At 37.3% G+C, this 23,281-nt stretch carries 25 protein-coding genes and 1 pseudogene; 20 read left to right on the top strand and 6 right to left on the bottom strand.

Annotated elements, in window-relative coordinates:
* The first annotated feature begins 88 nt into the window (after nucleotides 1-88).
* The gene (locus BAU23_RS09585; RefSeq protein WP_000533805.1) at nucleotides 89-325 is read left to right on the top strand and encodes a DUF2553 family protein; all 237 of its coding nucleotides are present in this window, start codon (nucleotides 89-91) and stop codon (nucleotides 323-325) included.
* Nucleotide 326: 1 nt separating this feature from the next.
* Nucleotides 327-509, top strand: coding sequence for a sporulation protein Cse60 (locus tag BAU23_RS09590; RefSeq protein ID WP_000621746.1), 183 nt, complete (start codon nucleotides 327-329; stop codon nucleotides 507-509).
* Nucleotides 510-542: 33 nt separating this feature from the next.
* Here the strand turns inward: BAU23_RS09590 and BAU23_RS09595 are convergent, their stop codons facing one another.
* Nucleotides 543-770, bottom strand: coding sequence for a DUF3973 domain-containing protein (locus tag BAU23_RS09595; protein WP_000498999.1), 228 nt, complete (start codon nucleotides 768-770; stop codon nucleotides 543-545).
* Between the two features lie 421 nt (nucleotides 771-1,191).
* Here BAU23_RS09595 and BAU23_RS09605 point away from each other — a divergent pair, with 421 nt between their 5' ends.
* Nucleotides 1,192-1,623 carry an SRPBCC family protein gene (locus BAU23_RS09605; protein WP_000437772.1) on the top strand — a complete coding sequence of 144 codons (432 nt, stop codon included), beginning with the start codon at nucleotides 1,192-1,194 and terminating at the stop codon, nucleotides 1,621-1,623.
* Nucleotides 1,624-1,947 carry an ArsR/SmtB family transcription factor gene (locus tag BAU23_RS09610; protein ID WP_000098837.1) on the top strand — a complete coding sequence of 108 codons (324 nt, stop codon included), beginning with the start codon at nucleotides 1,624-1,626 and terminating at the stop codon, nucleotides 1,945-1,947.
* 31 nt (nucleotides 1,948-1,978) lie between these two features.
* On the opposite strand, the gene BAU23_RS09615 is transcribed toward BAU23_RS09610, so the two are convergent.
* Both BAU23_RS09615 and BAU23_RS09625 read right to left on the bottom strand, forming a co-directional pair.
* Nucleotides 1,979-3,421 carry an MDR family MFS transporter gene (locus BAU23_RS09615; protein WP_001228000.1) on the bottom strand — a complete coding sequence of 481 codons (1,443 nt, stop codon included), beginning with the start codon at nucleotides 3,419-3,421 and terminating at the stop codon, nucleotides 1,979-1,981.
* A gap of 201 nt (nucleotides 3,422-3,622) precedes the next feature.
* On the bottom strand, nucleotides 3,623-4,894 hold the full coding sequence (locus tag BAU23_RS09625) for a BaiN/RdsA family NAD(P)/FAD-dependent oxidoreductase (protein WP_000558877.1): 1,272 nt from the start codon (nucleotides 4,892-4,894) through the stop codon (nucleotides 3,623-3,625).
* A 435-nt stretch (nucleotides 4,895-5,329) separates the two neighbouring features.
* Here BAU23_RS09625 and BAU23_RS09630 point away from each other — a divergent pair, with 435 nt between their 5' ends.
* Nucleotides 5,330-6,982, top strand: coding sequence for a putative polysaccharide biosynthesis protein (locus BAU23_RS09630; protein WP_001284035.1), 1,653 nt, complete (start codon nucleotides 5,330-5,332; stop codon nucleotides 6,980-6,982).
* A gap of 42 nt (nucleotides 6,983-7,024) precedes the next feature.
* Nucleotides 7,025-7,753, top strand: a complete 729-nt coding sequence (locus BAU23_RS09635) for a pseudouridine synthase (protein WP_001234929.1) — start codon at nucleotides 7,025-7,027, stop codon at nucleotides 7,751-7,753.
* 83 nt (nucleotides 7,754-7,836) lie between these two features.
* Here the strand turns inward: BAU23_RS09635 and BAU23_RS09640 are convergent, their stop codons facing one another.
* Entirely contained in the window at nucleotides 7,837-8,058 is a 222-nt protein-coding gene (locus BAU23_RS09640) for a DeoR family transcriptional regulator (protein ID WP_000805512.1), read from the bottom strand.
* Nucleotides 8,059-8,415: 357 nt separating this feature from the next.
* Here BAU23_RS09640 and pepV point away from each other — a divergent pair, with 357 nt between their 5' ends.
* The 4 genes from pepV to BAU23_RS09660 all read left to right on the top strand — a co-directional run bounded on the left by pepV (nucleotide 8,416) and on the right by BAU23_RS09660 (nucleotide 14,062).
* Nucleotides 8,416-9,822 (top strand): dipeptidase PepV, encoded by a 1,407-nt coding sequence (pepV, locus tag BAU23_RS09645; protein WP_000104325.1) that lies wholly within the window; start codon nucleotides 8,416-8,418, stop codon nucleotides 9,820-9,822.
* A gap of 218 nt (nucleotides 9,823-10,040) precedes the next feature.
* Nucleotides 10,041-10,586: an RNA 2',3'-cyclic phosphodiesterase gene (gene thpR / locus BAU23_RS09650; protein ID WP_000248924.1), complete on the top strand. Its 546-nt coding sequence runs from the start codon at nucleotides 10,041-10,043 to the stop codon at nucleotides 10,584-10,586.
* 288 nt (nucleotides 10,587-10,874) lie between these two features.
* Nucleotides 10,875-13,016: a type I pullulanase gene (gene pulA, locus BAU23_RS09655; protein WP_000921712.1), complete on the top strand. Its 2,142-nt coding sequence runs from the start codon at nucleotides 10,875-10,877 to the stop codon at nucleotides 13,014-13,016.
* Nucleotides 13,017-13,264: 248 nt separating this feature from the next.
* Entirely contained in the window at nucleotides 13,265-14,062 is a 798-nt protein-coding gene (locus tag BAU23_RS09660) for a phosphotransferase family protein (RefSeq protein ID WP_071734249.1), read from the top strand.
* Between the two features lie 3 nt (nucleotides 14,063-14,065).
* Here BAU23_RS09660 and BAU23_RS09665 read toward each other — a convergent pair whose 3' ends face one another.
* A complete protein-coding gene (locus BAU23_RS09665; RefSeq protein ID WP_001122236.1) occupies nucleotides 14,066-14,344 on the bottom strand; it encodes a YtzH-like family protein in 279 nt (92 codons plus the stop codon).
* A gap of 232 nt (nucleotides 14,345-14,576) precedes the next feature.
* Here BAU23_RS09665 and trmB point away from each other — a divergent pair, with 232 nt between their 5' ends.
* Together trmB and BAU23_RS09675 are read left to right on the top strand one after the other, a co-directional pair.
* On the top strand, nucleotides 14,577-15,230 hold the full coding sequence (trmB, locus tag BAU23_RS09670; protein ID WP_071734251.1) for a tRNA (guanosine(46)-N7)-methyltransferase TrmB: 654 nt from the start codon (nucleotides 14,577-14,579) through the stop codon (nucleotides 15,228-15,230).
* Nucleotides 15,231-15,300: 70 nt separating this feature from the next.
* On the top strand, nucleotides 15,301-16,155 hold the full coding sequence (locus BAU23_RS09675) for a YtnP family quorum-quenching lactonase (protein WP_000400673.1): 855 nt from the start codon (nucleotides 15,301-15,303) through the stop codon (nucleotides 16,153-16,155).
* Nucleotides 16,156-16,253: 98 nt separating this feature from the next.
* On the opposite strand, the gene BAU23_RS09680 is transcribed toward BAU23_RS09675, so the two are convergent.
* Nucleotides 16,254-16,565: a PepSY domain-containing protein gene (locus tag BAU23_RS09680; RefSeq protein WP_000118537.1), complete on the bottom strand. Its 312-nt coding sequence runs from the start codon at nucleotides 16,563-16,565 to the stop codon at nucleotides 16,254-16,256.
* A 148-nt stretch (nucleotides 16,566-16,713) separates the two neighbouring features.
* Between BAU23_RS09680 and BAU23_RS09685 the strand changes: the two genes are divergently transcribed.
* From BAU23_RS09685 to BAU23_RS09720, 8 genes and pseudogenes are all read left to right on the top strand, one after another.
* Nucleotides 16,714-17,787 carry a M42 family metallopeptidase gene (locus BAU23_RS09685; RefSeq protein ID WP_001031515.1) on the top strand — a complete coding sequence of 358 codons (1,074 nt, stop codon included), beginning with the start codon at nucleotides 16,714-16,716 and terminating at the stop codon, nucleotides 17,785-17,787.
* 296 nt (nucleotides 17,788-18,083) lie between these two features.
* The gene (locus BAU23_RS09690) at nucleotides 18,084-18,593 is read left to right on the top strand and encodes a DUF84 family protein (protein ID WP_016130355.1); all 510 of its coding nucleotides are present in this window, start codon (nucleotides 18,084-18,086) and stop codon (nucleotides 18,591-18,593) included.
* An 82-nt stretch (nucleotides 18,594-18,675) separates the two neighbouring features.
* Nucleotides 18,676-18,990 (top strand): thioredoxin family protein, encoded by a 315-nt coding sequence (locus tag BAU23_RS09695; RefSeq protein ID WP_000838192.1) that lies wholly within the window; start codon nucleotides 18,676-18,678, stop codon nucleotides 18,988-18,990.
* 79 nt (nucleotides 18,991-19,069) lie between these two features.
* The gene (locus BAU23_RS09700) at nucleotides 19,070-19,882 is read left to right on the top strand and encodes a DUF1444 domain-containing protein (protein WP_000784610.1); all 813 of its coding nucleotides are present in this window, start codon (nucleotides 19,070-19,072) and stop codon (nucleotides 19,880-19,882) included.
* On the top strand, nucleotides 19,879-20,493 hold the full coding sequence (gene ytpR, locus BAU23_RS09705) for a YtpR family tRNA-binding protein (RefSeq protein WP_001006781.1): 615 nt from the start codon (nucleotides 19,879-19,881) through the stop codon (nucleotides 20,491-20,493). The genes BAU23_RS09700 and ytpR overlap by 4 nt, the downstream gene beginning before the upstream one ends.
* Nucleotides 20,494-20,637: 144 nt before the next feature.
* Entirely contained in the window at nucleotides 20,638-20,982 is a 345-nt protein-coding gene (locus tag BAU23_RS09710) for a hypothetical protein (RefSeq protein ID WP_016130354.1), read from the top strand.
* A 40-nt stretch (nucleotides 20,983-21,022) separates the two neighbouring features.
* Entirely contained in the window at nucleotides 21,023-21,961 is a 939-nt protein-coding gene (locus BAU23_RS09715; protein WP_000874058.1) for an N-acetylmuramoyl-L-alanine amidase, read from the top strand.
* A gap of 156 nt (nucleotides 21,962-22,117) precedes the next feature.
* Nucleotides 22,118-23,281 (top strand): annotated as a pseudogene (locus tag BAU23_RS09720) (DNA translocase FtsK); the annotation flags it as partial.

The following is a 23,281-nucleotide window of genomic DNA, read 5'->3' on the forward strand; positions in this document are numbered from 1 at the left end:
AGGGCATATCCACTTATTTTTAAGCATAAAATGTAAAATCGCTAATACAATATACCTAAATCCGTTCTTTGCAAAGGAGGGAGAGAAGGTGGGGCGCACAATAAAAATTGATATTACAAATAAAGTTGTAGCTAAATTTAGACCAAATTATTTGGAATTATATACGAGTAAATTTATGATAGGTAAGTTTTATGTCTATACTGAAGGTAAACAATATGTGTTAGAAGACGGATATATATACGAAGAAGGAAAGTTTTATCGCATCATAGATACGCACCGTGGCAATAATCAAGCGGCGGAGGGCTGCGATCTAGGATGGTGTTAACATGATTCGTGTGAAAGTATTTGATGAAAGTCATGAAAAAGACTTAGAAGATGCAGTAAATGTATTTTTGAAAAAAATTGATGATGGAAATTTTGTAGATATAAAGTATCAAGTTGGTGTTTCGATTAATGATGATGAAAATCAAATTTATTGTTTTTCAGCGATGATTGTTTATAAAGCATAAAAAAGAGCTGGGGAGCCAGCTCTTTTTTATGCTTTATGTTGGGACAACATGTGTCGGTAAAATATTCATAATAGATTGTGTTGCGCCTGTTTTTTTTGCTGTTAAAAGAATTTCTCCTGTTTCATGCTCCTGAGCATCAGTGCACATACCGAGGTGATAACGATCACCTAAAAATGGATCAATATAAAAACCGTTTTTGAATACTTTATCATTCGGATGTTTTTCATGGTGAATTTCAGAACAATTAATGCAATAGAACATAGCTTACATCCCCTTTTTATTTTTGTTTAAAAAAGTGAGTCGGTAGTCATTTCGCTCCTAAGGAAATGTTGAGGAGAAGAGAAATAACTACCTACTCAAATGGTGGGCATATTCCTTCTGACTTTTCATATCTCACGTATTGTCCCTGAGGGAAGGAGGAGAGACACAGTACGCATGATATAAGTAAGGCGCTTCTTTCAATATGAATGATGGAGTTTCATGTTGAGAGAAGTTTTTATTTTTTATTGCCTTTGTGAGTATATTATGAGGGAATGCTGAGAGGGTGTTTGTCCTGTTGAAAAAATGTTGAGAATTTCTCAACAGTGAACATAGCCTTCCTTGACATATAACCAAATGGTGTTATATTATCAAAAATGAAACTAAAAGGTGTTATTTTTACACTGAATAAAGGAGAATTAAAATGGAACAACAAAATACATTAACTGATATTAAACAAACAATCGTTTTTAACGCGTCTATTCAAAAAGTATGGAATGTAGTATCAACTGCAGAAGGAATTGCGTCATGGTTTATGCCAAATGATTTTGAGTTAGAGGTAGGACATGAGTTTCATGTACAATCGCCATTTGGGCCATCACCATGTAAAGTGTTAGAAATTGATGAACCGAACCATTTATCTTTCTCATGGGACACAGATGGCTGGGTTGTTTCATTTAATTTGAAAGACCTAGGAGATAATAAAACAGAATTTACGTTAATTCACGGCGGCTGGAAACATCCTGATGAAATTCTTCCGAAAGCGAATGCGAAGAGCTCTATTATTCGCGATAGAATGAATGGCGGATGGGTAGCGATTGTAAATGAAAAACTGAAAAAGGTTGTTGAAGGTTAAATGTCTTCATCAGCAGCGAAATATGATGTATTTCAAGCTATTGCTGATCCAACCCGCCGAGAAGTAATACGGTTATTAAGTGATAAAGAGTTACCGATTTCCAAAATAACGGATCATTTTCCGATGAGTCGTACTGCGGTTGTAAAGCACCTTCATATTCTTTCAGAAGCAAATTTAGTGAGTGGAAGAAAGAGTGGAAGAGAGAAGATATATCGTTTGCACCCAGAACCATTAGAGGAATTACAGCAGTGGCTCTCGTATTATGAACGTTTTTGGGATAATAAGTTGTCCATGCTTAAACATATTGTGGAGAATGAAGAATAAAAGAGGATGACCGAAATGGCCATCCTCTTTATTATTGTTCACTTGTTTGTTTAGCTGGCTTTAATAAGAGCCAAGCGATAATTAATGTGAGTACCGCTAATACGAAAGTGCTCATATAAATGACGTGTACACTTGATGCCAGTGCCTCTTGAGACTCGGTTGCTACGTTTGCTGTAGCTCCGCCGTGTCCGCCAGAAGATACGAGATCAAGATTTTTAATACCACGCGCGTGAATCATCGTATTGAAGATTGTGCCGAAGATTGCAGCGCCTAGTGTTTGACTAAATGTATTAATAAATGTGTTTAAACCAACTGCCGTTCCGCGCGTATGAGCCGGTACAGCTGCTTGAATTGTGACCATGTAAATTGGTGTAACAAGCCCCATTCCTAAGCCGAATAATCCGACTGCAACATAGATAAGGAACGATGGTGAATCTGTTGATAATGTAAATAATAAGAAGGTAGCAACGGATAAAATGCTAGCTCCAAGTAAAATGATTTGTTTCGTTTGTAACTTGCCAACTAAGTTACCGGAGAACATAGCACCGAATGTCCACATAACAGGAATCGGCATTAAAATGAGTCCAGCTTCTGTCGCATTTTTTCCTAAAACACCTTGGCTCCAAATTGGAAGATACATTGTAATACTAATAATCATTGCGCCAGCAATAAGTGTTAGTATGTTTATAGTAGATAATGTACGGTTAGAGAAAAGTGCTAGCGGAATTAATGGTTCCGGAGATTTTTTCTCGATGTATAAGAAAATAATGAATGAAATAGCGGCAAAGATTAATAGGCCAATAATTGTTATGTCTCCCCAGTTTTGCTTACTGCTACCTGTTAATAATGCGTATAGCAGAGCGATTGTACTTAATGAGAAGACTGTTGCACCAAGGTAGTCGATATGTTGCTTGGCGGCGGACTTAACAGATTCCTTATAGGAAGTGGCAAACATTAAGCAAGCGATAATTCCAAAAGGAACGTTTAAGAAGAAAATATAGCGCCAAGAAAGAGAATCAACTAAAAATCCACCTACTAACGGCCCAATAACACCAGATACACCCCAAACGGCACTCATCCAGCCCTGTGCCTTCGCGCGGTCTCTCGCTTCGCTATATAAGTCTCCAATAATCGTCATTGTGATTGGCATAACAGCACCAGCCCCTATACCTTGAAGAGCACGGAAGAAGATTAATTGTTCCATTGATGTAACGACTCCGCAAAGTGCAGAACCGATTAAGAAGATTGTTGCTCCGATGAGCAGAACTTTTTTACGGCCGAATAAATCAGCTAGTTTTCCGTATATTGGAGTCGAAACAGCTGTTGCAAGCATATAGATTGCATATACCCAACTAACAAGTTCGACGCCTGACAAATCACTCGTTATACGAGGGATCGCTGTACTAACAATCGTTCCTTCTACCGCAGAAAGAAACGTCATTAGCATTAAAGACATCATGACTTTTTTTCTCATATTTTTTCCCCTTACCCTTTTTCAAATATTCAACAATATAAAATATAAAGGTACTAAGGTATATAAAGCAACAAAAAAGAACGAGAGGTAGGAGGAGGGCATATGTGGCGTTCCTTGTTGGTAAGTTGATATCTCTTGTCAAACCGCCGATATAATTTCATGTACATATAAAAAAAGAAACAGGAATACCTGTTTCTTTTTTTAATACTGCATTTTTGCGTTTTCTCCAGCTGTTGTTCCGGCAATTCTACCAGTAACGAGAGCAGATGTAATGTTATAGCCACCAGTATAACCGTGAATATCAAGAACTTCTCCGCAGAAATATAAGCCATTCGTGAATTTAGAAGACATTTCTTTCGGGTTAATTTCTTTAACGGATACTCCCCCGCCAGTAACGAATGCTTTTTCAATTGACTGCGTACCATTTACATGGACGGTAAATTCTTTAAAGTCTTTCACAAGTGCACGAATCTTCTCGTGAGAAACTTGTCCAGCTTGTTCGCTACCGTCAATTTCATTTTTTTCTAATAAGAATAAGAAGTAACGTTCAGGCACATAACCTTTTAAAACGTTTTTAATTCCTTTTTTCGGATCTTCTTTCATTTGTTTCAGCATGCGCTGGAACAGTTGCTCACTATTTTCTTCTGGCAATGCATCGATACTCATGTGCACTGTGTTCGTTTTAAACTTTTTCAACGCTTTGACAACGAATTGGCTACAGCGAAGAGCAGCAGGACCAGATAGGCCGAAGTGAGTGAAAAGCATGTCCATTTTATGAGAAATGATAACTTTTCCTTTCGGGTTTAATACACTTAAGTTTACATCTCGTAAAGCAAGACCTTGTAATGTGCGGTCACGAATAAACGGTTCATTTGAAAGGATTGGTACTTCTGTTGGGAATAATTCTGTAATTGTATGCCCAGCTTTTTTAGCCCAAGCATATCCATCTCCAGTAGAACCAGTTTGAGGAACAGATTTTCCGCCAACAGCGATAACGACGTGATTCGTTTCTAACACTTCACCTGTTTGCAGTACGACAGCCTTCGTTTGCCCGTTTTCATATTCAATCGTTTCAACAGGCGTATTCGTACGTATTTTCACACCTAAGTCTTTTAATCGTGTTAACAGTGCATCTACAACAGATTGCGCTTTATTTGATACTGGGAACATGCGGCCATGATCCTCTTCTTTTAGCTCTACACCGAGATTTTCGAAGAATGTAATAATATCTTCATTATTAAAAATAGAAAAAGCACTGTATAAGAAGCGACCATTTCCTGGTATATGTTTAACAATTTCATCAAGTGGTAGACGGTTCGTCACGTTACAACGACCACCACCAGAAATCGCAAGTTTACGTCCAAGTTTATTTCCTTTATCAAGAAGTAAGACGCTTGCGCCTTCTTCAGCAGCACCGATTGCAGCCATTAGTCCTGAAGGACCGCCACCGATGACAATAACATCATAATGCATAATATATCGACCTCATTTTCTACATTTCCTGCCTAAAAGAATAGCATGTTTTCCCTTAAAAGAAAAATAGAGTGAAGTACTGCTTCAGGAGAGAATTGTGGTACAATACAAAAGTTAGAGTTCAGCACTATCCTGCTATTTATGGGCAATAAGACTACCATCTTAAGATTTATGAGAAGTAAAGAGGGAGTTAAAAAGGTCCGTAAATGCTCGAATGATTAGTAGGAGGGGAGTCTCCCGCTAATTATAGTTTCATTTTATCCCGCTATTTGTGGGCAGTAAAACTCCACCTCGAAATTCGGCTAGAGCCAGGAAGTAAGGTGGAAGATAAACTGCCCGTAAACGCCCAATTGGTGCGGGCTAATAATCAGTGGGGATGAACAAAATCCCCACTGATTAAAGTTTCACTTTATCTAGATGTAGGAGGATTTTCGTATGTCCGATTCAAAATTTCTGCGCGGAACGCTTATTGTGACGTTAGGGACATTTTTAGTAAAGTTCTTAGGCATGATTTACGTCTTTCCGTTTCATGCATTAGTAGGCACAGAAGGCGGAACGCTCTATACATATGGATACATTCCATATACGATATTTTTAAGTATTGCAACGGCAGGGGTGCCGCTTGCTGTTTCGAAGTTTGTTTCCAAATATAATGCACTTGGCGATTATAAAACGAGCCGGAGAATGTTCCGCTCAGGAATGGTTATGATGATAGTAACCGGAGTTCTTTCGTTCCTAGTTCTATACATGACCGCACCATTATTTGCAGAAGCAATGCTTGGTAAACAAAGTTTACAAAATAAGATAGAAGAAGTTACGACGATTATTCGTCTCGTAAGTTTTGCGCTTATTGTTGTGCCGGCAGCAAGTTTGATCCGTGGTTATTTCCAAGGTCACCAATCGATGGGACCGACTACGGTGTCACAAATTATTGAGCAAATTATTCGTATCGTCTTTTTATTAGCGGGTAGTTTCATCGTTATTAAAGTACTTGGTGGTACAGTAGCAACGGCAGTTGGGGTTGCGACATTTGCTGCATTCGTTTCAGCAGTTGGAGCACTTGGCGTATTAATTTGGTACTGGTTAAAACGTAAAAAATATTTGGATCAATATTTAATTGAGCAAACTGTACCAGAATCGACGGTAAGTACCGCTCAATTGTTTAAAGAGTTGTTTGCGTATGCAATTCCTTACGTTGTAATTGGGTTAACAATTCCTTTATATCAACAAATTGATACATTGACATTTAACTCTATTATGCAGGCGATTGGTCAAGGAGATATCGCAGAGCGAGCACTTGGTATTTTCACGATGTGGACGCATAAATTAATTATGATTCCAGTATCACTTGCAACAGCGTTTAGTTTAACGCTTGTGCCAGCGATTACAAAGTCGTTTACTGAAAAGCAATACCGTTATTTAAAATTACAAATTACACAAACGTTCCAGGCGAATATGTTTTTAACATTGCCAGCAGTTATCGGTATTTCTACACTTGCATATCCAATTTACACTGCTTTCTACGATTCAGATCCACTAGGTGGACAAGTATTAATGTGGTATGCGCCGGTTGCATTGTTATTCGCTTTATTCACAGTAACAGCAGCAATTCTGCAAGGGATTAACCAGCAGAAACATGCGATTGTTGCGCTTGTGATGGGTGTTATATTGAAATTTGTATGTAACGTAATCTTTATTCGCTATTTCGGTACAGTTGGGGCGATTTTGGCTACTGCAGTCGGCTTCTTAGCTTCTGTATGGTATACGAATAGACAAATCAAAAAACATGCAAACTATTCATTTGGTGTTGTATATAAGAGAACATTCCAAATTGCAATATTAACACTTGTAATGGTTATTGCTGTAAAACTATCACAATGGCTTCTATCCTTCATGATTTCGCCTGATGGCCGTATTGGCGCTCTTATTACAGTTGCGATTTGTGCAGGTATTGGTGGACTTGTTTACGGATTGTTAGCGATTCGCACAGGAGTACTAGAAAGAGTATTTGGCGGAGAAGCTTTAGAGAAAATCCAGCGTAAACTTGGTAGTAGATTCAAAATAAAGTTGAAATCAAAAGGGGCGTAAATACGTCCCCTTTTCTTATGATAAATAAAGAAGGTGAAGAACATGAGATTAGATAAATTATTAGCGAACATGGGACACGGAAGTAGAAAAGAAGTAAAGAAATTATTGAAAGACGGCGTTGTGAAAATTGATGGGACGCCAGTGAAAGATCCGAAATTTCATGTGAATGTAGAAGAACAAGAGGTTATGATTCACGGTGAAGTTGTGGAATATAAAGAGTTTGTTTATTTAATGATGCATAAACCACAAGGTGTTATTTCAGCGACAGAAGACGATAACCATGAAACGGTAATAGATTTATTAGAATTAGAAGATGCGATTTTTGATCCATTCCCTGTTGGGAGACTTGATATTGATACAGAAGGTTTCTTATTGATTACAAATGACGGGAAGTTAACGCATCAACTATTATCTCCGAAAAAGCATGTGCCGAAAAAATACTATGCACACGTTTCAGGAGTTGTAACGGAAGAGGATGTAAAAGAATTCGCTAAAGGTGTTATTTTAGAAGATGGCTATGAAACGAAGCCAGGCGACCTTACAATTTTAAAGAGTGATGATATTTCTGAAATTGAGCTCGTGATTACAGAAGGAAAATTCCATCAAGTGAAGCGTATGTTTGAAGCGGTAGGGAAAAAAGTAGTGTACTTAAAGAGAACAGAGATGGGACCTTTAGTGCTAGATGAAGAGTTAGAACTTGGGCAATATCGTGAATTAACAGATGAAGAAGTAGAAATGTTAAAAACATATCAAGTAGATAACGAAAAGTAACGTCAATTTCAAAGCATAGAAAAGACCCCTTTCTAATGAGTTAGAAAGGGGTATGTATTTATTTACATACAATTATTTTTTTGTTATGAGGTCATTCTCACTTTCTTTCCTGTCGTTGTCCACTTGCCGCGGCAAGGGCTATACACGAGTTCATTAAACTGCAACACATTTAGATCACGTTGTATCGTTCGCGGTGTGATCCCGAACTCATCTACAAGGTCTTTCGTTGTTACCGTACCGTTTTCATTGATGTACATATAAATCGATTTAATGCGTGTTAGCATACGAGTAGTTGTAGGTTTCAAGAGAAAACCACTCCTCTACTAGTTTTTTTGACCCCATTCAGGAAAGAAGGTCGTTACTACCATTGTACTCTACATGATAAAATTCATGCTTTAATCTACTTAAATTTTACAAAAGTTTAACAAATATTCATATAGAAAAATATTGGTAGTTGACATTGTATATTTGGTCAGTCAACTAATTCATAAATTTCTACGTAAAACGCCAAATTCCTGCAAATTTTTTTGAGAAAATAAAAGAAAAACTAATGAGAAATATCTGAAATATTACAATTGTTCGTTATTGGGTTTTCATGTATGGCATAAGAGATTTCGGTTTGCTATGATGAAAGAGACAATATAGTGAAGGATGGATGCGTGATGTCAACGATTAATTGGACAGAAGAAGTTGCAAAACGAAAAGATGATTTAATTCGTGATACACAACAATTTTTACAAATTAAAAGTGTATGGGAAGAAGAATCTGCGAAAGAGGGCGCACCATTTGGTGACGGTGTTGAAAAAGCTTTATCTTTCATGTTACATAAAGGAGACGCAGATGGTTTCGCTTCTAAAAATTTAGAAGGGTATGCAGGTCATCTTGAAATGGGACAAGGAGAAGAATTAGTAGGTATCCTTTGTCACGTTGATGTTGTACCAGAAGGAGATGGCTGGACAACTCCTGCGTATAGTGCGGATATTCGCGACGGGAAGATTTTTGCACGCGGTGCGATTGATGATAAAGGACCGACAATGTCAGCTTATTATGCAATGAAAATTGTAAAAGAATTAGGCTTACCTCTTTCTAAACGTGTTCGTATGATTTTAGGAACAGATGAGGAAAGTAATTGGAAGTGTGTAGATCATTACTTTAAAAATGAAGAAATGCCAACAATCGGTTTTGCACCAGATGCAGATTTTCCAATTATTAATGCTGAAAAAGGAATTTCTGACATACAAGTTGTTCAAAATGGTAGCGAAGAGAAAGAAGGCGCATTTAAGCTGATTTCATTTGAGTCAGGTCGTCGTTTGAATATGGTTCCTGATTATGCAGAAGCGATTATTACAGGAGAAGATGTAAATGCACTTACAGTAGCATATGAAGAGTATTTACAAACTGCTAAAAAAATGGGTAAAGCAATTGTAGAAGGTAATACGGTGACGTTACAAATCAAAGGGATTTCAGCTCACGGATCTACTCCGGAAAAGGGAGAAAATGCAGGTTTATTATTGGCAAACTGCTTAACGAAAGTTTCTCTTGATGGAAAAGGGGCTTCGTTTGCATCGTTTGTAACAGAAACATTTACAGGAGATATTTTGGGCGAGAAAGCTGGTATTTCTTATAAAGACGATATTAGCGGTCCGTTAACAGTGAATGTTGGTCGCCTTTCTTATACGCAAGAGAATGGTGGTAATTTAGGATTAAATGTACGTTATCCAGTTACGACTAATTTTGAAGAAATGATTGCGAAGTTAAAAGAATATGTCGGTACTCATGGATTTGAAGTAGCGGATTATTCGAACTCTCGCCCGCATCACGTTGATAAAGACCACGTATTAATTCGTACGCTGCAACGCGTATATGAAGAACAAACAGGCGAAAAAGCAGAACTATTAGCAATCGGCGGTGGTACTTATGCTCGTTCATTGAAAGCTGGCGTTGCATTTGGCCCGCTATTCCCTGGAAAAGAAGAACTTGCGCATCAAAAAGATGAGTACATTGAAATTGAAGATTTATTAAAAGCAACAGCGATTTATGCTCAGGCGATTTATGAATTAGCAAAGTAATGGATATGTAAATAATGAGAGGCCGTCCCAAAAGTTTTTTTGGGACGGTTTTCTGTTAGAGGTAGGTTGCTTCTCTTGTCGTATTTTGTTGTTAAGTCGATATAATTTTAATTACTATTGCAATTTTAACTTGGTTAGACTTTTTAGGAAGGTTCGATTCTTTTTAACTGAATGAGATAAGAAAGAAAAGCAACAATAATATAAAGGAGACGATGTAGATGGTGCCGCATTATTTTGTCGCAGTAACTTTACCACGTCATATAAAAGAAATTCTTTCTAATTACAAAGTGGAAATGAAGGATGAATTACTATTTCGCTCGTGGGTACATGAAGAAGACTATCATATTACCCTTTCATTTTTAGGAAGTGCGACAGAGGAACAATTAGAAGGAATAAAGAATGGATTACAAACACTTACAGAAATCAAAGAACTAACTTTCACGTTACAAGAATTTTCAACGTTTGGCATGGAAGACGAGCCGCGTATTTTTTGGGCGAAGGTAAGTGAGAATAATAATTTGGTTCAGTTGCAAAAGCAAGTGCATATAATTTGTGAAGAAAATGGCTTCTCTCTAGACACGCGCCCTTATCATCCTCATATTACTGTTGCGCGTAAATGGGTAGGAGAAAAAGTATTTGATCTGGCAAATGTAAAAGGCTTACCTGTAACATCATTTCAAGCAGATACGATTACTTTGTATGAATCTCACGTGAAGGAAACGCCAAAGTATAGACCGGTTGCTGAAATAAAATTACAAAAATAGAATGTATGAAAACGTTTTTTATACAGGTGAATATACTATAGAGAATAATGTTTTACTGTATAGAGTCTTGCTGATAAGAAAAGCCTTATCATTTGCAGCTCGTTTCACCCCTCTATTTGCGGGCAGTAAGACTCCCACCTCAAAATTAGGATAAAGCAAAGAAGTTAGGTGGGAGATCTACTGCCCATAAAGGCCCGATTGGTGTGGGCTAATAATCAGCGGGGTAAAGCCTTCCCACTGATTAAAGTTTCACTTTATTTTAACTTTAAGAATGATGGTGATTTTTTTATGTTGAAAGTAAAACGTCCATTTGATGCCTATTTAGATGAAATGAATAAAATTACAATTTTGCTCCCGCATGCGTATGGAACAAGCCGGACATTTCGTTTACAAGAAGGAAGCAATTTGAAAGAATTGCCGATTGCTCATACTATTGCTCTTCCAGATGCAACGAAGTATGAGTGCTTTATAGAAGAGCCGCTAGATGTGGGGAAATATTATACAGTACGAGATGAACGGAACGAAGAAACAGATTTACAAATAGGCGCTGTGATTCGAACAGCAATTTTCGATGAAAAGTATTATTACGAAGGTACAGATTTAGGTGCTGTGTATCAAAAAGAAGTGACGATATTTAAAGTATGGGCTCCAACTGCAAGGCTTGCAAAAGTAAGAATTTATAAAAGTGATAAAGAATATATCGATTATGAAATGTACAGAGGAGAAAACGGAGTTTGGACTCATACATTACAAGGCGATTTAGCCGGAGTAAAATATACATTTCTCGTATGTATTAATTTAATATGGAATGAAGCAGTGGATCCTTACGCAAAATCAGTGACTGTAAATGGGAAATACGGCATTGTTATCGATTTGGAAAAGACGAATGTAACAAAACGACAGGAATTACCACCATTACAGTCAATGACAGATGCCATATTGTATGAACTGCATATTCGTGATGCTACTATTCATCCAAACAGTGGAGTGAATAATAAGGGAACATATAAAGGGTTGATAGAAGAGGGGACAACGGGACGAAATGGGACGTTAACGGGATTATCTCATATAAAAGATTTAGGTGTTACACATGTTGAACTATTACCTTTATATTGTTTCGGCGGTGTAGATGAGGCGAATCCTGCTTCCGCATATAATTGGGGTTATAATCCATTATATTACAATGCACCAACAGGATTTTATGCTACAACCCCCTCTGATCCGTACAACAGGATAGTAGAGTGTAAACAACTGATTGAAACATTTCATGCGTGCGGCATCAGGGTAATTATCGATGTTGTATATAATCATGTTTATGAAAGAGAGCTATCATCATTTGAGAAGCTTGTCCCGGGATATTATTTTCGTCATGGTGAAGATGGTATGCCTTCTAATGGGACGGGAGTTGGAAATGATATAGCATCTGAACGGAAAATGATGAGGAAATTTATTCTAGAATCTGTTTTATATTGGCTTACTGAATACAATGTTGATGGATTCCGATTTGATTTAATGGGAATTTTAGATGTTGAAACGATGAATGTGTTAGAAAAAGAAGTGCGAAAAATAAAGCATGATGCGCTGTTATTAGGTGAAGGATGGGATTTACAAACACCACTTCCTCTTGGAGAGAAAGCTACGTTAAATAACGCGAATAAAATGCCATGTATCGCGCAGTTTAATGATCAATTTCGTGATGGAATAAAAGGAAGTACTTTTAATATAAATAAACGTGGCTTTGCATTTGGTGGGCATGTAGACTGTAATCATTTGCAGTATATAGTAGCTGGTAGTCTTTTAAGTATGAAAGAAACAGGATTATTCCTAGAGCCAATGCAAAGCATCAACTATGTAGAATGTCATGACAATATGACGATGTGGGATAAACTAGTGCAGAGTAATCCAGAATCAGAAGAAATTTTGAAAAGACGTCATCGATTAGCAACTGCAATAGTTATTCTTTCGCAAGGGATTCCTTTCTTACATGCAGGGCAAGAATTTTATCGTACGAAGCAAGGAAACGAAAATAGTTATAATGCAAATGATGAAATCAATCGATTAGATTGGGAGCAAAAAGAAACAGAGATGGAGACCGTTAATTATATAAAAGGTTTAATCGCGATTCGGAAGGAGCATGGGGCATTCCGATTAAAAAGCGCTGATCTTATAAAAAAGCATATGACTTTTTTGCAAACATCAAAAGAAGCACTTGCATACCATTTGCAAAATGTAGAATCTTTCGGACCGTGGAAAGAGATTGTTGTGTTATTCAATAGTGGTTTGCAAAATGAAATAGTCGAGCTTCCAAAAGAAGAAACGTGGCATGTGATAGTAAACGAAAAGCAAGCAAAAACACAGCCAATTTCTTCATTTAGAGGAAAGGAACTTGAAATGGCTCCAACTAGCACGTATATATTGGCGATAATGTGACAAATCGCTACTTGACGGTGAGAATGTAATAAATGTAGAATTGACAAAGGTGACGATTTTGATAAGTTGTCATTCTATGAGTGATTTTGTAAAATAAACTAGAAGAACAGGGGATTTATCCTGTTTTCGGCTTATGCCAAGTTTTCTTTTCATTCAACTACAGTAAAATATATGAATCCACAACATGTGTAGAAATGTTGCGGTTTTTCTTTTCATAACTATAAAAGATAAGGATTTGTTAACGGGTAATGAATATGGAATGGTTGGAACAATTATTAGGAAAAGAGTGGAGTCTTATACCGGCTGGTGGAGTAACGGGCGATGCATATATTGCGCAAAACGGAAAACAAAAGTTATTTTTAAAGCGGAATACATCGCCCTTTTTAGCGGTATTGTCAGCAGAAGGAATTGTTCCAAAATTACTTTGGACAAGAAGGGTAACGAACGGTGATGTAATTTCTGCGCAAAAATGGCTTCCGGGACAGAAGTTAGAGCCAGAGGATATGAAACTAGAACGTGTTGCGAAACTTTTGAAGAAAATACACTCCTCTAAAGCGCTTGTGCAGATGATTCAAAGGCTAGGAAAGCAGCCGCTTCATGCGCAAGAGTTATTACAACAATTACAACTTGTTTTAAGAGGAGATATAAGAGTTGATGAAACAATTCAGCAAGGTCTTCAATATTTAACAGAGTCATTAAAAGATATTGAGTACGATGAATTCGTTGTATGCCATTGTGATGTAAACCATAACAATTGGATATTGTCGGATGAAGATGAATTGTTTTTAATTGATTGGGATGGAGCTGTGATTGCTGACCCAGCTTTAGACCTTGGTATGTTATTATATTGGTATGTTCCGCGTCATGAATGGAGTGAGTGGCTCGGATATTATGATGTTGAACTAGATGAATCATTGCTTAGGCGTATGAGATGGTATGTTATAGCACAAACGATTTTATCTATTCAATGGCACACAACAAAAAAGCAGCAAGCAGAAGCTAAATATTGGCATCAATATTTACAGCAACTACTTGCTTCAGAATAATACTTAAGAAAAATTGTCCATTCCAGCAATCCACTGAGTAAGTTGTTCTTGATTATTGGAAATATGGTTGTCCAAATTAGAGGAAGATTTACCCGATTGACTATAAGAATATACATCGTTTAGCATTGCTTTAGCGTCACTACTTATACTATCGTTTGCGAGTAACGATTGAATGAGGCGCTCTAATTGCTCGCATTCAGAAACTGTCCCGCAGCAATCACTTTGATGGTTGACTAAAATATCTTTTAACACTTCTAATTGATGCTGTTGATTAATTGGCATGAACGGATCATCCTTTCGAGTGTTTTTCTCTCACTGGAAATGTAAGAGAAAAAGCTGTTTCGTCATGGAATGTTTAATGCTTTATGTAGTTTTTATCAAAATGGTACATCTTATACTTGAAAGAAACGGACCGAGTGCTCGTACGTGCTTGGTTTTTTGTTTGATAGATTGATTAAAACAGAAAGAAGGAATTTTTCCTTTAAAATAGTTTTGTAAAGAGAGGGAGACATCTATGCGTTTAAGACATAAACCTTATGCAATGGATCGAATTAATGAATATTCACATATCGTAATCGGAAACCCAGAAGAGCGCGCTGGTAACTGGAAAGAAGTATTTGGAAATGAACAACCAATTCATATTGAAGTAGGTACAGGACGTGGCCGCTTTATGTATGATATGGCAAAAGCGAATCCACATATTAATTATATTGGAATTGAAAAATTCACAAGTGTTGTTGTAGATGCACTTGATAAATTAATTGAAGAAGAATTACCGAATTTAAAGTTAATTAATAAAGATGCTGAAGATTTAAAAGTTTTCTTTGCAAAAGGTGAAATCGACCGCGTTTATTTAAACTTCTCAGATCCATGGCCGAAGAATCGTCACATGAAACGTCGTTTAACGTATAAAACGTTTTTACGCAATTATGAAGAAGTGTTAGTAGAGGGTGGAGAAATTCACTTCAAAACTGATAACCAAGGCCTATTTGAATACTCTCTTATGAGTATGGCTGAGTATGGTATGTTATTAACTTACCTTAGCCTAGATCTTCATAATAGTGATTATGAAGGAAACATTATGACAGAATACGAAGAGAAATTCTCTAGTAAAGGTCATCGTATTTATCGAGTTGAAGCGAGATATCGCACAGAACCTATGCAGTAATGCATAGGTTTTTTTGTAGCTAAAACAATCAGAATTTTATGTTAATATTAAAAAGAAAGGGGGATGAAAGATGGAACATTTACAAATTGGAAATATAAAAGTGACATGGCTAAAAGGTGGGAATACACATTTAGATGGAGGTGCAATGTTTGGAGTTGTGCCGAAAGTACTTTGGTCACGCAAATATCAACATAATGATACAAACCATATTTATTTACGAACAGATCCGTTACTTTTGCAAACGAAAGAAGGAAACATGCTTATTGATTCTGGAATAGGAAACGGTAAGTTAAATGAGAAAATGAAGCGAAATCAAGGTGTAACAGAAGAATCATCGGTTTATGAATCGTTAGAAAAACTGGGTCTAAAGCCTGAAGATATTCATTACGTCTTAATGACGCATCTTCATTTTGATCATGCATCTGGTTTAACAAGGCGGGAAGGAGATCACTTTGTGCCTACGTTTCCGAATGCGAAAGTTTACGTAAGTGAAACGGAATGGAATGAAATGAGGAATCCAAATATTAGATCGCGTAATACATACTGGACGGAAAATTGGGAGCCGATTGTAGATAAAGTTGTTACCTTTCAGCAAGAAATAGAAATTACGGATGAAATAAAAATGGCGCATACGGGTGGTCATAGTGATGGACATGCCGTTGTCGTCCTTGAAAGTCAGGGTGAAACGATGCTTCATTTAGCAGACATTTTACCGACGCATGCACATCAAAATGTATTATGGGTAATGGCCTACGATGACTATCCAATGACATCGATTGAACATAAACAAAAGTGGATGAAGTATGGTGCTGAGAAAGAAGCATGGTTTACGTTTTATCATGACGCGTATTACCGTGCAGTAAAGTGGAATGAGGAAGGGCATATCGTAGAAAAAATAGAGCGAAAAACGAGTATAGAAGCTTAAAAAGAGGAGGTTGTTCCAGAATGTTTGTTGGAGCAGCCTCTTTTTTTATTGTCGGCGATTAAAAAAATAAGAGGTTCACCTAATGGGAACCCTCCTTTTTATGCTGCTATAACCTCTAAAACAGTGCCTGTTTTAGCATCAACTAAAAATTCAAATCTTTCTTGTATATCATCTAACATCGTTGTAAGGCCACCGCGATACACTTCGTATGCGACATCATATTTTTCAAATGTCTCTGGAACCATATGTACCCAAGAGCCAGTAATTTCACCTTTATGACTTAATGCTTGTTTCACCATTTTCAATGCTTTTTCTGAAGAAATATGGGATTGTTCTTGCACTTTGTTTGCAACGAAATAACCAGCTGCGAACCCAACGCCAAGACCTGCTACTAAACCTTTCCAGCTCATATATTCACCTCAATTCTGTAAAATAAAAATAGTGTACCGATAATAATTATAATGCAAACGCAACTAAAAAAGAAGAAACTAGAAACATTTCGAAAATTTCGTTACAATAAAAGAGGTATTCTACTAAGGTTTGAAAGAAGGGGACTTCGTGAATAAAGAGACATTACAATTATTTCGTACGTTAACAGAATTACAAGGTGCATCAGGTTTCGAACATGATGTACGCCGTTTTATGAAGCAAGAATTAAGCAAATATGCGGATGAAATTGTACAAGACGGTTTAGGTAGCGTATTTGGTCTGAAAAAAGGGGACGAAACTGGCCCACGTGTTCTTGTAGCAGGTCATATGGATGAAGTAGGTTTCATGGTTACGCAAATTACGAAAAACGGAATGCTTCGTTTTCAAACGTTAGGCGGCTGGTGGAGCCAAGTGTTATTAGCACAGCGCGTACAAGTTATGACAAAGAATGGTCCTGTTATTGGGGTTGTTGGTTCTATTCCTCCTCATTTATTAAGTGACGCGCAACGTGCAAAACCGATGGATATAAAAAATATGTTAATTGATATAGGTGCAGATAGCTATGAAGATGCGATTGAGATTGGTGTAAAACCAGGACAACAAATCGTGCCAATCTGCCCGTTTACGCCGATGGCAAATGAAAAGAAAATTATGGCGAAAGCTTGGGACAACCGTTACGGATGTGGCCTTGCAATCGAATTACTAAAAGAGTTAAAAGACGAAACTTTACCAAACACATTATACTCTGGTGCGACTGTACAAGAAGAAGTTGGTCTTCGTGGTGCACAAACTGCTGCAAATATGATTCAGCCAGACATTTTCTATGCGCTTGATGCAAGTCCAGCAAACGATGCGTCTGGTGATAAAACGCAGTTCGGTCAATTAGGAAAAGGTGCTCTTCTTCGTATTTATGACCGCACAATGGTAACTCATAGAGGAATGCGCGAATTCATTTTAGATACAGCAGAAACACATAACATTCCGTACCAATACTTTATTTCACAAGGTGGTACAGATGCAGGCCGTGTACATACAAGTAACTCTGGTATCCCATCAGCAGTAATTGGTGTTTGTGCACGCTATATTCATACACATGCTTCTATTTTACATGTTGATGATTATGCAGCTGCGAAGGAACTAATTACGAAGCTTGTGAGAGCGACGGACAAAACGACGTTAGAGACAATTAAGAATAACGCGTAAAGAGGAAGGGTGAAAAACCCTTCTTTTTTTAGGTTGAATAGATGACCCAGCGATGAATGGGCGCGGTCAGTGCCTAGTTGGTGCTCGAGCGATGTATTAAGACTGCGGGTAGGAAGAGAGAGGAAGGTTGGTTTTGAGTTCGAGGACGGTAATGTTGAGGGAAGCCACCTTCTTTTTTAGGTTGAATAGGTGACCCAGTGGTGAGTGGTAGCGGTCAGTTTTTAATAGATGCTCGTACCACGTATAAAGGGTGGTTTTATTAAGACGAAAAGATGAATTTTATAGAGGTGAACAAAATGAAAGTAGTAGTTGGATCGAAGAATAAAACGAAGGTTGGGGCTGTGGAGAAGGTTTGGAAAGATGCTGAAGTTACATCTCTTTCTGTTCCATCAGGAGTAGCAAACCAGCCTTTCTCAGATGAAGAGACAATGCAAGGAGCGGTAAATAGAGCGAAGCGAGCGCTGCAGGAAGGAGAAGCTCAAATCGGTATTGGGCTAGAAGGCGGCGTAATGAAAACAGCGCACGGTTTATTTATGTGCAACTGGGGCGCGCTAGCGACAAGTGATGGGAAAACATTTGTTGCTGGCGGGGCACGTATTAAGTTACCGGACGATTTTTTAGCACCTCTTGAAGAAGGAAAAGAGCTAGGTGAAGTGATGGAAGAGTTTGTAGAGCGAAAAGATATTCGTAGTCATGAAGGTGCTATCGGTATTTTTACAGATGATTATGTCGACCGAACTGAATTATTTGTACACGTTGTTAAGTTACTTGTTGGGCAATATAAGTATGATGAAAAGCAAGCATAAACCTTGCACCATGCGCGATGTATGGTAGTATAAAGAAAAGATTATAGTGTAAAAAGTGCACTCGTTAGAGGAGGAAATATAGATGAAATCATTAGAAAGCATGGAACAATTCCAAGAATTAAAAAATGAAGAGAATGTAGTCTTCATGTTCTCAGCAGAATGGTGCCCAGATTGCCGTTTCGTTGATCCATTTATGCCAGAAGTAGAAGAGAAGTATAGTGATTTCTCATTTTACTATGTAGATCGTGATGAGTTTATTGATCTATGCGTGAAATTAGACGTATTTGGCATTCCGAGCTTTGTAGCGTACAATAAAGGTGAAGAAACTGGACGCTATGTAAACAAAGATCGTAAAACACAAGAGCAAATCGAAGAGTTTATTGAAGGTTTAAAATAAGACAATTAGCCAATTGAATTGTAAAAACAACCTCTACCTTCGCGGGGGAGGTTATTTTTTTGGAAGGGAGGAAAAAGAGATGAAAATGACAAGTAAAAAGATGAAAGACGAGTTAATGAAGAAATTATCTCGACCAGAATGGAATTTTCATTATGATAGCGAGAAAGAAGTTCTTCGTATTGAACAAACAGACTCGAAAAAAGGTATTAACGTATCACTTCCAGGAGTAGTAGCAAAATGGGAAGTGAATAAAGAAAAGGCGATTGAAGAGGTCGCTTATTACGTACAAGAAGCGCTAATTGCAATGCATAAAGAAGAAAATAGCACGGCGAAAATTTTACCTGTTATTCGCTCTACTTCTTTCCCGAAACAATCAGAAGAAGGAAATCCGTTTATTATGACGGACCACACGGCGGAAACACGTATTTACTATGCGCTAGATTCTAATAAAACGTATCGATTAATTGATGAGCGTTTATTGCAAAAATTAGAGCTTACAGAGCAACAAGTACGTGAAATGGCATTATTTAATGCTCGCTCATTAGGTTATGAATTTAAGCAGGACACAGTAGCAGGTAATACATTCTACTTTTTAAACACAAATGATGGGTATGATGCGACTCGTATTTTAAACGAATCGTTACTACAATCGATGCGTGAAAAGATCTCTGGTGACATGGTTGTGGCAGTTCCTCACCAAGATGTATTAATTATTGCTGATATCGTCAACGAAATCGGTTATGATATTATTGCACAAATGACAATGAAATTTTTTGCCGAAGGGCATGTTCCGATTACATCACTTTCATTCGTATATGAAGATGGGGACTTCGAACCAATCTTTATTTTAGCGAAGAATCGGAAGAAGACAGATGGAAAAGAGAAAGGATGAACGAAGTGAACGTTTTTTACAACCTTGAAGGAATTGGTGACACTTTAATTGTTACCTTACAAGATATTACTTTAGAAAACCGTACATTTGACCGCAAAGGAGATGTTGCTCGTGTATACGATCGTGAAAGCAACGTAACAGCAGGATTCAACATCTTTAATGCATCTTCTTATGTGGAAGTAACAGATAACGGAAACGTTACATTAACGAAAGAGTTTGTTGAAAAAATTAACGGAATTTTAGCGAAGAATGGCTTTGAAGAAAAAGTAGAAGCTGATTTTACGCCGAAATTTGTTGTAGGCTATGTAGCTGAAAAAGAGAAGCATCCAAATGCTGATAAATTAAACATTTGTACAGTAGAAATCGGTACAGAAACATTACAAATCGTATGTGGTGCACCAAACGTTGATGCAGGACAAAAAGTTGTCGTTGCAAAAATCGGCGCTGTAATGCCAAGTGGTATGTTAATTAAACCAGCTGAACTTCGCGGTGTTCCTTCTTCTGGAATGATTTGCTCTGCACGTGAATTAGAGCTTCCAGACGCTCCACAAGAAAAAGGTATTCTTGTATTAGAAGACAGCTTTGAAGTTGGACAAGAATTTAAATTTTAATTGATATAAGAAAAAGTAGTCTCACAATATGTGGGGCTATTTTTTTATGCGAAATTCTTAGGATTGTAACGTTTCTCTTCAAAATCTATATTGTATTTTGAAAATGTATTAGGTAAAATTTAGAAAAAAGAAGGGGATAGACGTATGAAACAACAACCAAAAATTGCAGAACTTCTGAAACGAATTGAAACTTCAAAACAGCAAGATATCGAGTTAGGTTCCTATGAAATTTATTTGTTTAGCGAAAGTGAATTAGAAAAAGGGCAAGTCGGTTATCGATATGATAAACATAAAAATTCATTAATAAGTGAAGGGAATGGGAAGTGGCAAGAAGGATGGATTTCGATCGGATATGAAACGGATATGGGCGATCCAGTTTTCGTGAATGTGGATGATGACGTTTATCCGGTTTATACTGCAGAGCGTGGTACAGAAACGTGGCAGCCTGTTTATATTGGAAGTATGGATGAGATTATACAACAATTATAAGAAATACTTTGAGTCCGGTGCAAAGTGATGGGAGAGAAGCATGAAGTATATAAAAATAATGAGCATGATTGCATTCATTGGAATATATATGGGAGGTTGTTCGCAAGAAGAGCCGAAAAAAGAAACAACATCTTCTGTACAACAAAAAAACGATGATAAAAAGGAAGACGCACCGGTAGAAAAGCAGCAAGAAGAACCGCAAGCAATTCAAACGAATGAGCAAGTGGAACATAAGCAGGAGGAAGTGCCAGCCGAGGAAAAGAAAGAGGAAACTACGCCAGTGCAGCCAACTGAACAACCGCTGCAAAATAATGAGCAAAAAGTAGAGAGTAATGAAAAACAAGGAAAGTTTCTTGTCGTTATTGATCCAGGGCATCAACAAAAAGCGAATTTAAATTTAGAGCCGATTGGACCAGGAGCAGCGACGCAAAAATATAAAGTGACAGATGGTACAACTGGTGTTGTAACGAAAAAGAGGGAATCAGTTCTTGTATTAGAAATGGCTTTTCTATTGAAAGAAAAACTGGAAGCAAAAGGTATACAAGTGTTGATGACGAGAACGGCTCATGAGGTTGATATAAGTAATAAGGAAAGAGCGACATTTGCGAATGATCATAAGGCGAATTTATTTTTACGTCTTCATGCAGACGGTTCTGAAAACCAAAACCAAAGTGGGTTCGCTGTATTGACGCCAGCAGAAGGAAGTCCATATACGAAAGAAATTTATGCGGAAAGTCTTCAAATCTCTCAAACAATTATAAACAAAATGAGGCAAAATCATCAGGTGAAAGTAAATGGAATTAAATTTCGGGATGATCTTTCTGGATTTAATTGGTCAAAAGTTCCGGGAGTACTATTGGAACTTGGATTTATGTCAAACCCTGAAGAAGACAAAAAATTATCTGACCCACAGTATGTAAATTCTTTATTGCAAAGTGTAACGGATAGTGTGGATGAATATCGGAAGAGTAAAGATTAAACGGGGTCTTACATGTAAGACCTCGTTTTTCATATAGAAAAACAATCGCGAATTAGAATATTATGGATAAAACTAATATGCTTAATTTTACCTGCACTTTTTGCCGAATGCTGATACAATAAAGGATGTTACTATTTAGTAGAAAGAGTGGTAAACATGTTAGATTGGATGAAAAAGCTGTTTAACAAAGAGGAAGAAAAAACAGTGATGAATAAAGAAGTACCGGCACAAATTGAAAGTCAGCCGAAAATTCCTCGTGTAAACCACTACACTGAAGCAAGAGAAGCACAAATGGCAAGTCGAAATGCAGGGAAATGCCGTTTTCCATTAATACCGGATAATGGGTTCGATGAAGAGGATGTAAGAGAAATAGAGCACTTTGAAGAACGACCTGTTCAAGTAGTAACATATGAAGAGCCGTCTGCTCAAAGCGGAATAAAAGTGGAAAGAAGCAGACGACTATATGTGGAAAAAGCAGTTCCTACATATGAAGAGCCGGAATTGCAATATGAACAGGAACAAGAGCCTATCGTAAAAAAAGCATCCGTCCCATCAAAAGAAAGTAACCGTAGACCATTTCGTCCAACAGAGATGATTTCGCCGATTTATGGATATAATCGTCCTTCAGTAGAAAAGAAGGTTGTACAGGAGGAAGAAAAGGAAAGAGAAGATCTTGAAATATCCATTGAAGGAACATCAGTTGTGGACGCATGGTTAGAGAAAAAGGGCTATACATTATCCGATTTTTCAGCAGGCAAAAAAGAAGGTTCGTCTAATAAGGAAGAACTGAACGAACAAACACAAAAAAATAGTGAAGTAAAAGAAAAATCGGTTGTGGATGCATGGTTAGAGAAAAATGGTTACGAGGTTGAGAGTCAAGTTCCTTCATTAGAAAAAAGCCAGAGTGATCAGTTGCTTCATAAAACTGTAGGAAAGTTGGAAGAAGAGGATACAACTGTACAAGCCTTGCAGCAAGAACAAGATGTAGTGGAGTTATCGAATAAAGAAAATAACGAAGAAACTCTACAAGAAGAGTCAATAGATTCTAAAGTAGAGAACGTGGAAACAATATTACGAGAAGAAATTGAATGTAGTACAGAAATAGAAGAAACTGTTGCTGAAGTTGTAGCAAATCAAGTTGAAGAGGAATCTTCAGAAGATGTAGTAATTGTAACAACAGATGAAAAGCTTCAAGAAACAATCACTATAGAAATACCAGATGCTTTTGAAGAAGAATTAGAAGAAGCAACTGAGGAAGCAGCAGAAGAAGTTGTGGAATTAGAAGCAACTGAGGAAGCAATAGAAGAAGTTGTGGAATTA

It is taken from the genome of Bacillus nitratireducens (assembly GCF_001884135.1).
Lineage (GTDB): Bacteria > Bacillota > Bacilli > Bacillales > Bacillaceae_G > Bacillus_A > Bacillus_A nitratireducens.

Excerpts from the sequence above, each read along its gene's own strand:
- BAU23_RS09590 (WP_000621746.1), top strand. The coding sequence starts at position 327 with ATGATTCGTGTGAAAGTATTTGATGAAAGTCATGAAAAAGACTTAGAA.
- BAU23_RS09595 (WP_000498999.1), bottom strand. The coding sequence starts at position 770 with ATGTTCTATTGCATTAATTGTTCTGAAATTCACCATGAAAAACATCCG.
- BAU23_RS09605 (WP_000437772.1), top strand. The coding sequence starts at position 1,192 with ATGGAACAACAAAATACATTAACTGATATTAAACAAACAATCGTTTTT.
- BAU23_RS09610 (WP_000098837.1), top strand. The coding sequence starts at position 1,624 with ATGTCTTCATCAGCAGCGAAATATGATGTATTTCAAGCTATTGCTGAT.
- BAU23_RS09615 (WP_001228000.1), bottom strand. The coding sequence starts at position 3,421 with ATGAGAAAAAAAGTCATGATGTCTTTAATGCTAATGACGTTTCTTTCT.
- BAU23_RS09625 (WP_000558877.1), bottom strand. The coding sequence starts at position 4,894 with ATGCATTATGATGTTATTGTCATCGGTGGCGGTCCTTCAGGACTAATG.
- BAU23_RS09630 (WP_001284035.1), top strand. The coding sequence starts at position 5,330 with ATGTCCGATTCAAAATTTCTGCGCGGAACGCTTATTGTGACGTTAGGG.
- BAU23_RS09635 (WP_001234929.1), top strand. The coding sequence starts at position 7,025 with ATGAGATTAGATAAATTATTAGCGAACATGGGACACGGAAGTAGAAAA.
- pepV (WP_000104325.1), top strand. The coding sequence starts at position 8,416 with ATGTCAACGATTAATTGGACAGAAGAAGTTGCAAAACGAAAAGATGAT.
- thpR (WP_000248924.1), top strand. The coding sequence starts at position 10,041 with ATGGTGCCGCATTATTTTGTCGCAGTAACTTTACCACGTCATATAAAA.
- pulA (WP_000921712.1), top strand. The coding sequence starts at position 10,875 with ATGTTGAAAGTAAAACGTCCATTTGATGCCTATTTAGATGAAATGAAT.
- BAU23_RS09660 (WP_071734249.1), top strand. The coding sequence starts at position 13,265 with ATGAATATGGAATGGTTGGAACAATTATTAGGAAAAGAGTGGAGTCTT.
- BAU23_RS09665 (WP_001122236.1), bottom strand. The coding sequence starts at position 14,344 with ATGCCAATTAATCAACAGCATCAATTAGAAGTGTTAAAAGATATTTTA.
- trmB (WP_071734251.1), top strand. The coding sequence starts at position 14,577 with ATGCGTTTAAGACATAAACCTTATGCAATGGATCGAATTAATGAATAT.
- BAU23_RS09675 (WP_000400673.1), top strand. The coding sequence starts at position 15,301 with ATGGAACATTTACAAATTGGAAATATAAAAGTGACATGGCTAAAAGGT.
- BAU23_RS09680 (WP_000118537.1), bottom strand. The coding sequence starts at position 16,565 with ATGAGCTGGAAAGGTTTAGTAGCAGGTCTTGGCGTTGGGTTCGCAGCT.
- BAU23_RS09690 (WP_016130355.1), top strand. The coding sequence starts at position 18,084 with ATGAAAGTAGTAGTTGGATCGAAGAATAAAACGAAGGTTGGGGCTGTG.
- BAU23_RS09695 (WP_000838192.1), top strand. The coding sequence starts at position 18,676 with ATGAAATCATTAGAAAGCATGGAACAATTCCAAGAATTAAAAAATGAA.
- BAU23_RS09700 (WP_000784610.1), top strand. The coding sequence starts at position 19,070 with ATGAAAATGACAAGTAAAAAGATGAAAGACGAGTTAATGAAGAAATTA.
- ytpR (WP_001006781.1), top strand. The coding sequence starts at position 19,879 with ATGAACGAAGTGAACGTTTTTTACAACCTTGAAGGAATTGGTGACACT.
- BAU23_RS09710 (WP_016130354.1), top strand. The coding sequence starts at position 20,638 with ATGAAACAACAACCAAAAATTGCAGAACTTCTGAAACGAATTGAAACT.
- BAU23_RS09715 (WP_000874058.1), top strand. The coding sequence starts at position 21,023 with ATGAAGTATATAAAAATAATGAGCATGATTGCATTCATTGGAATATAT.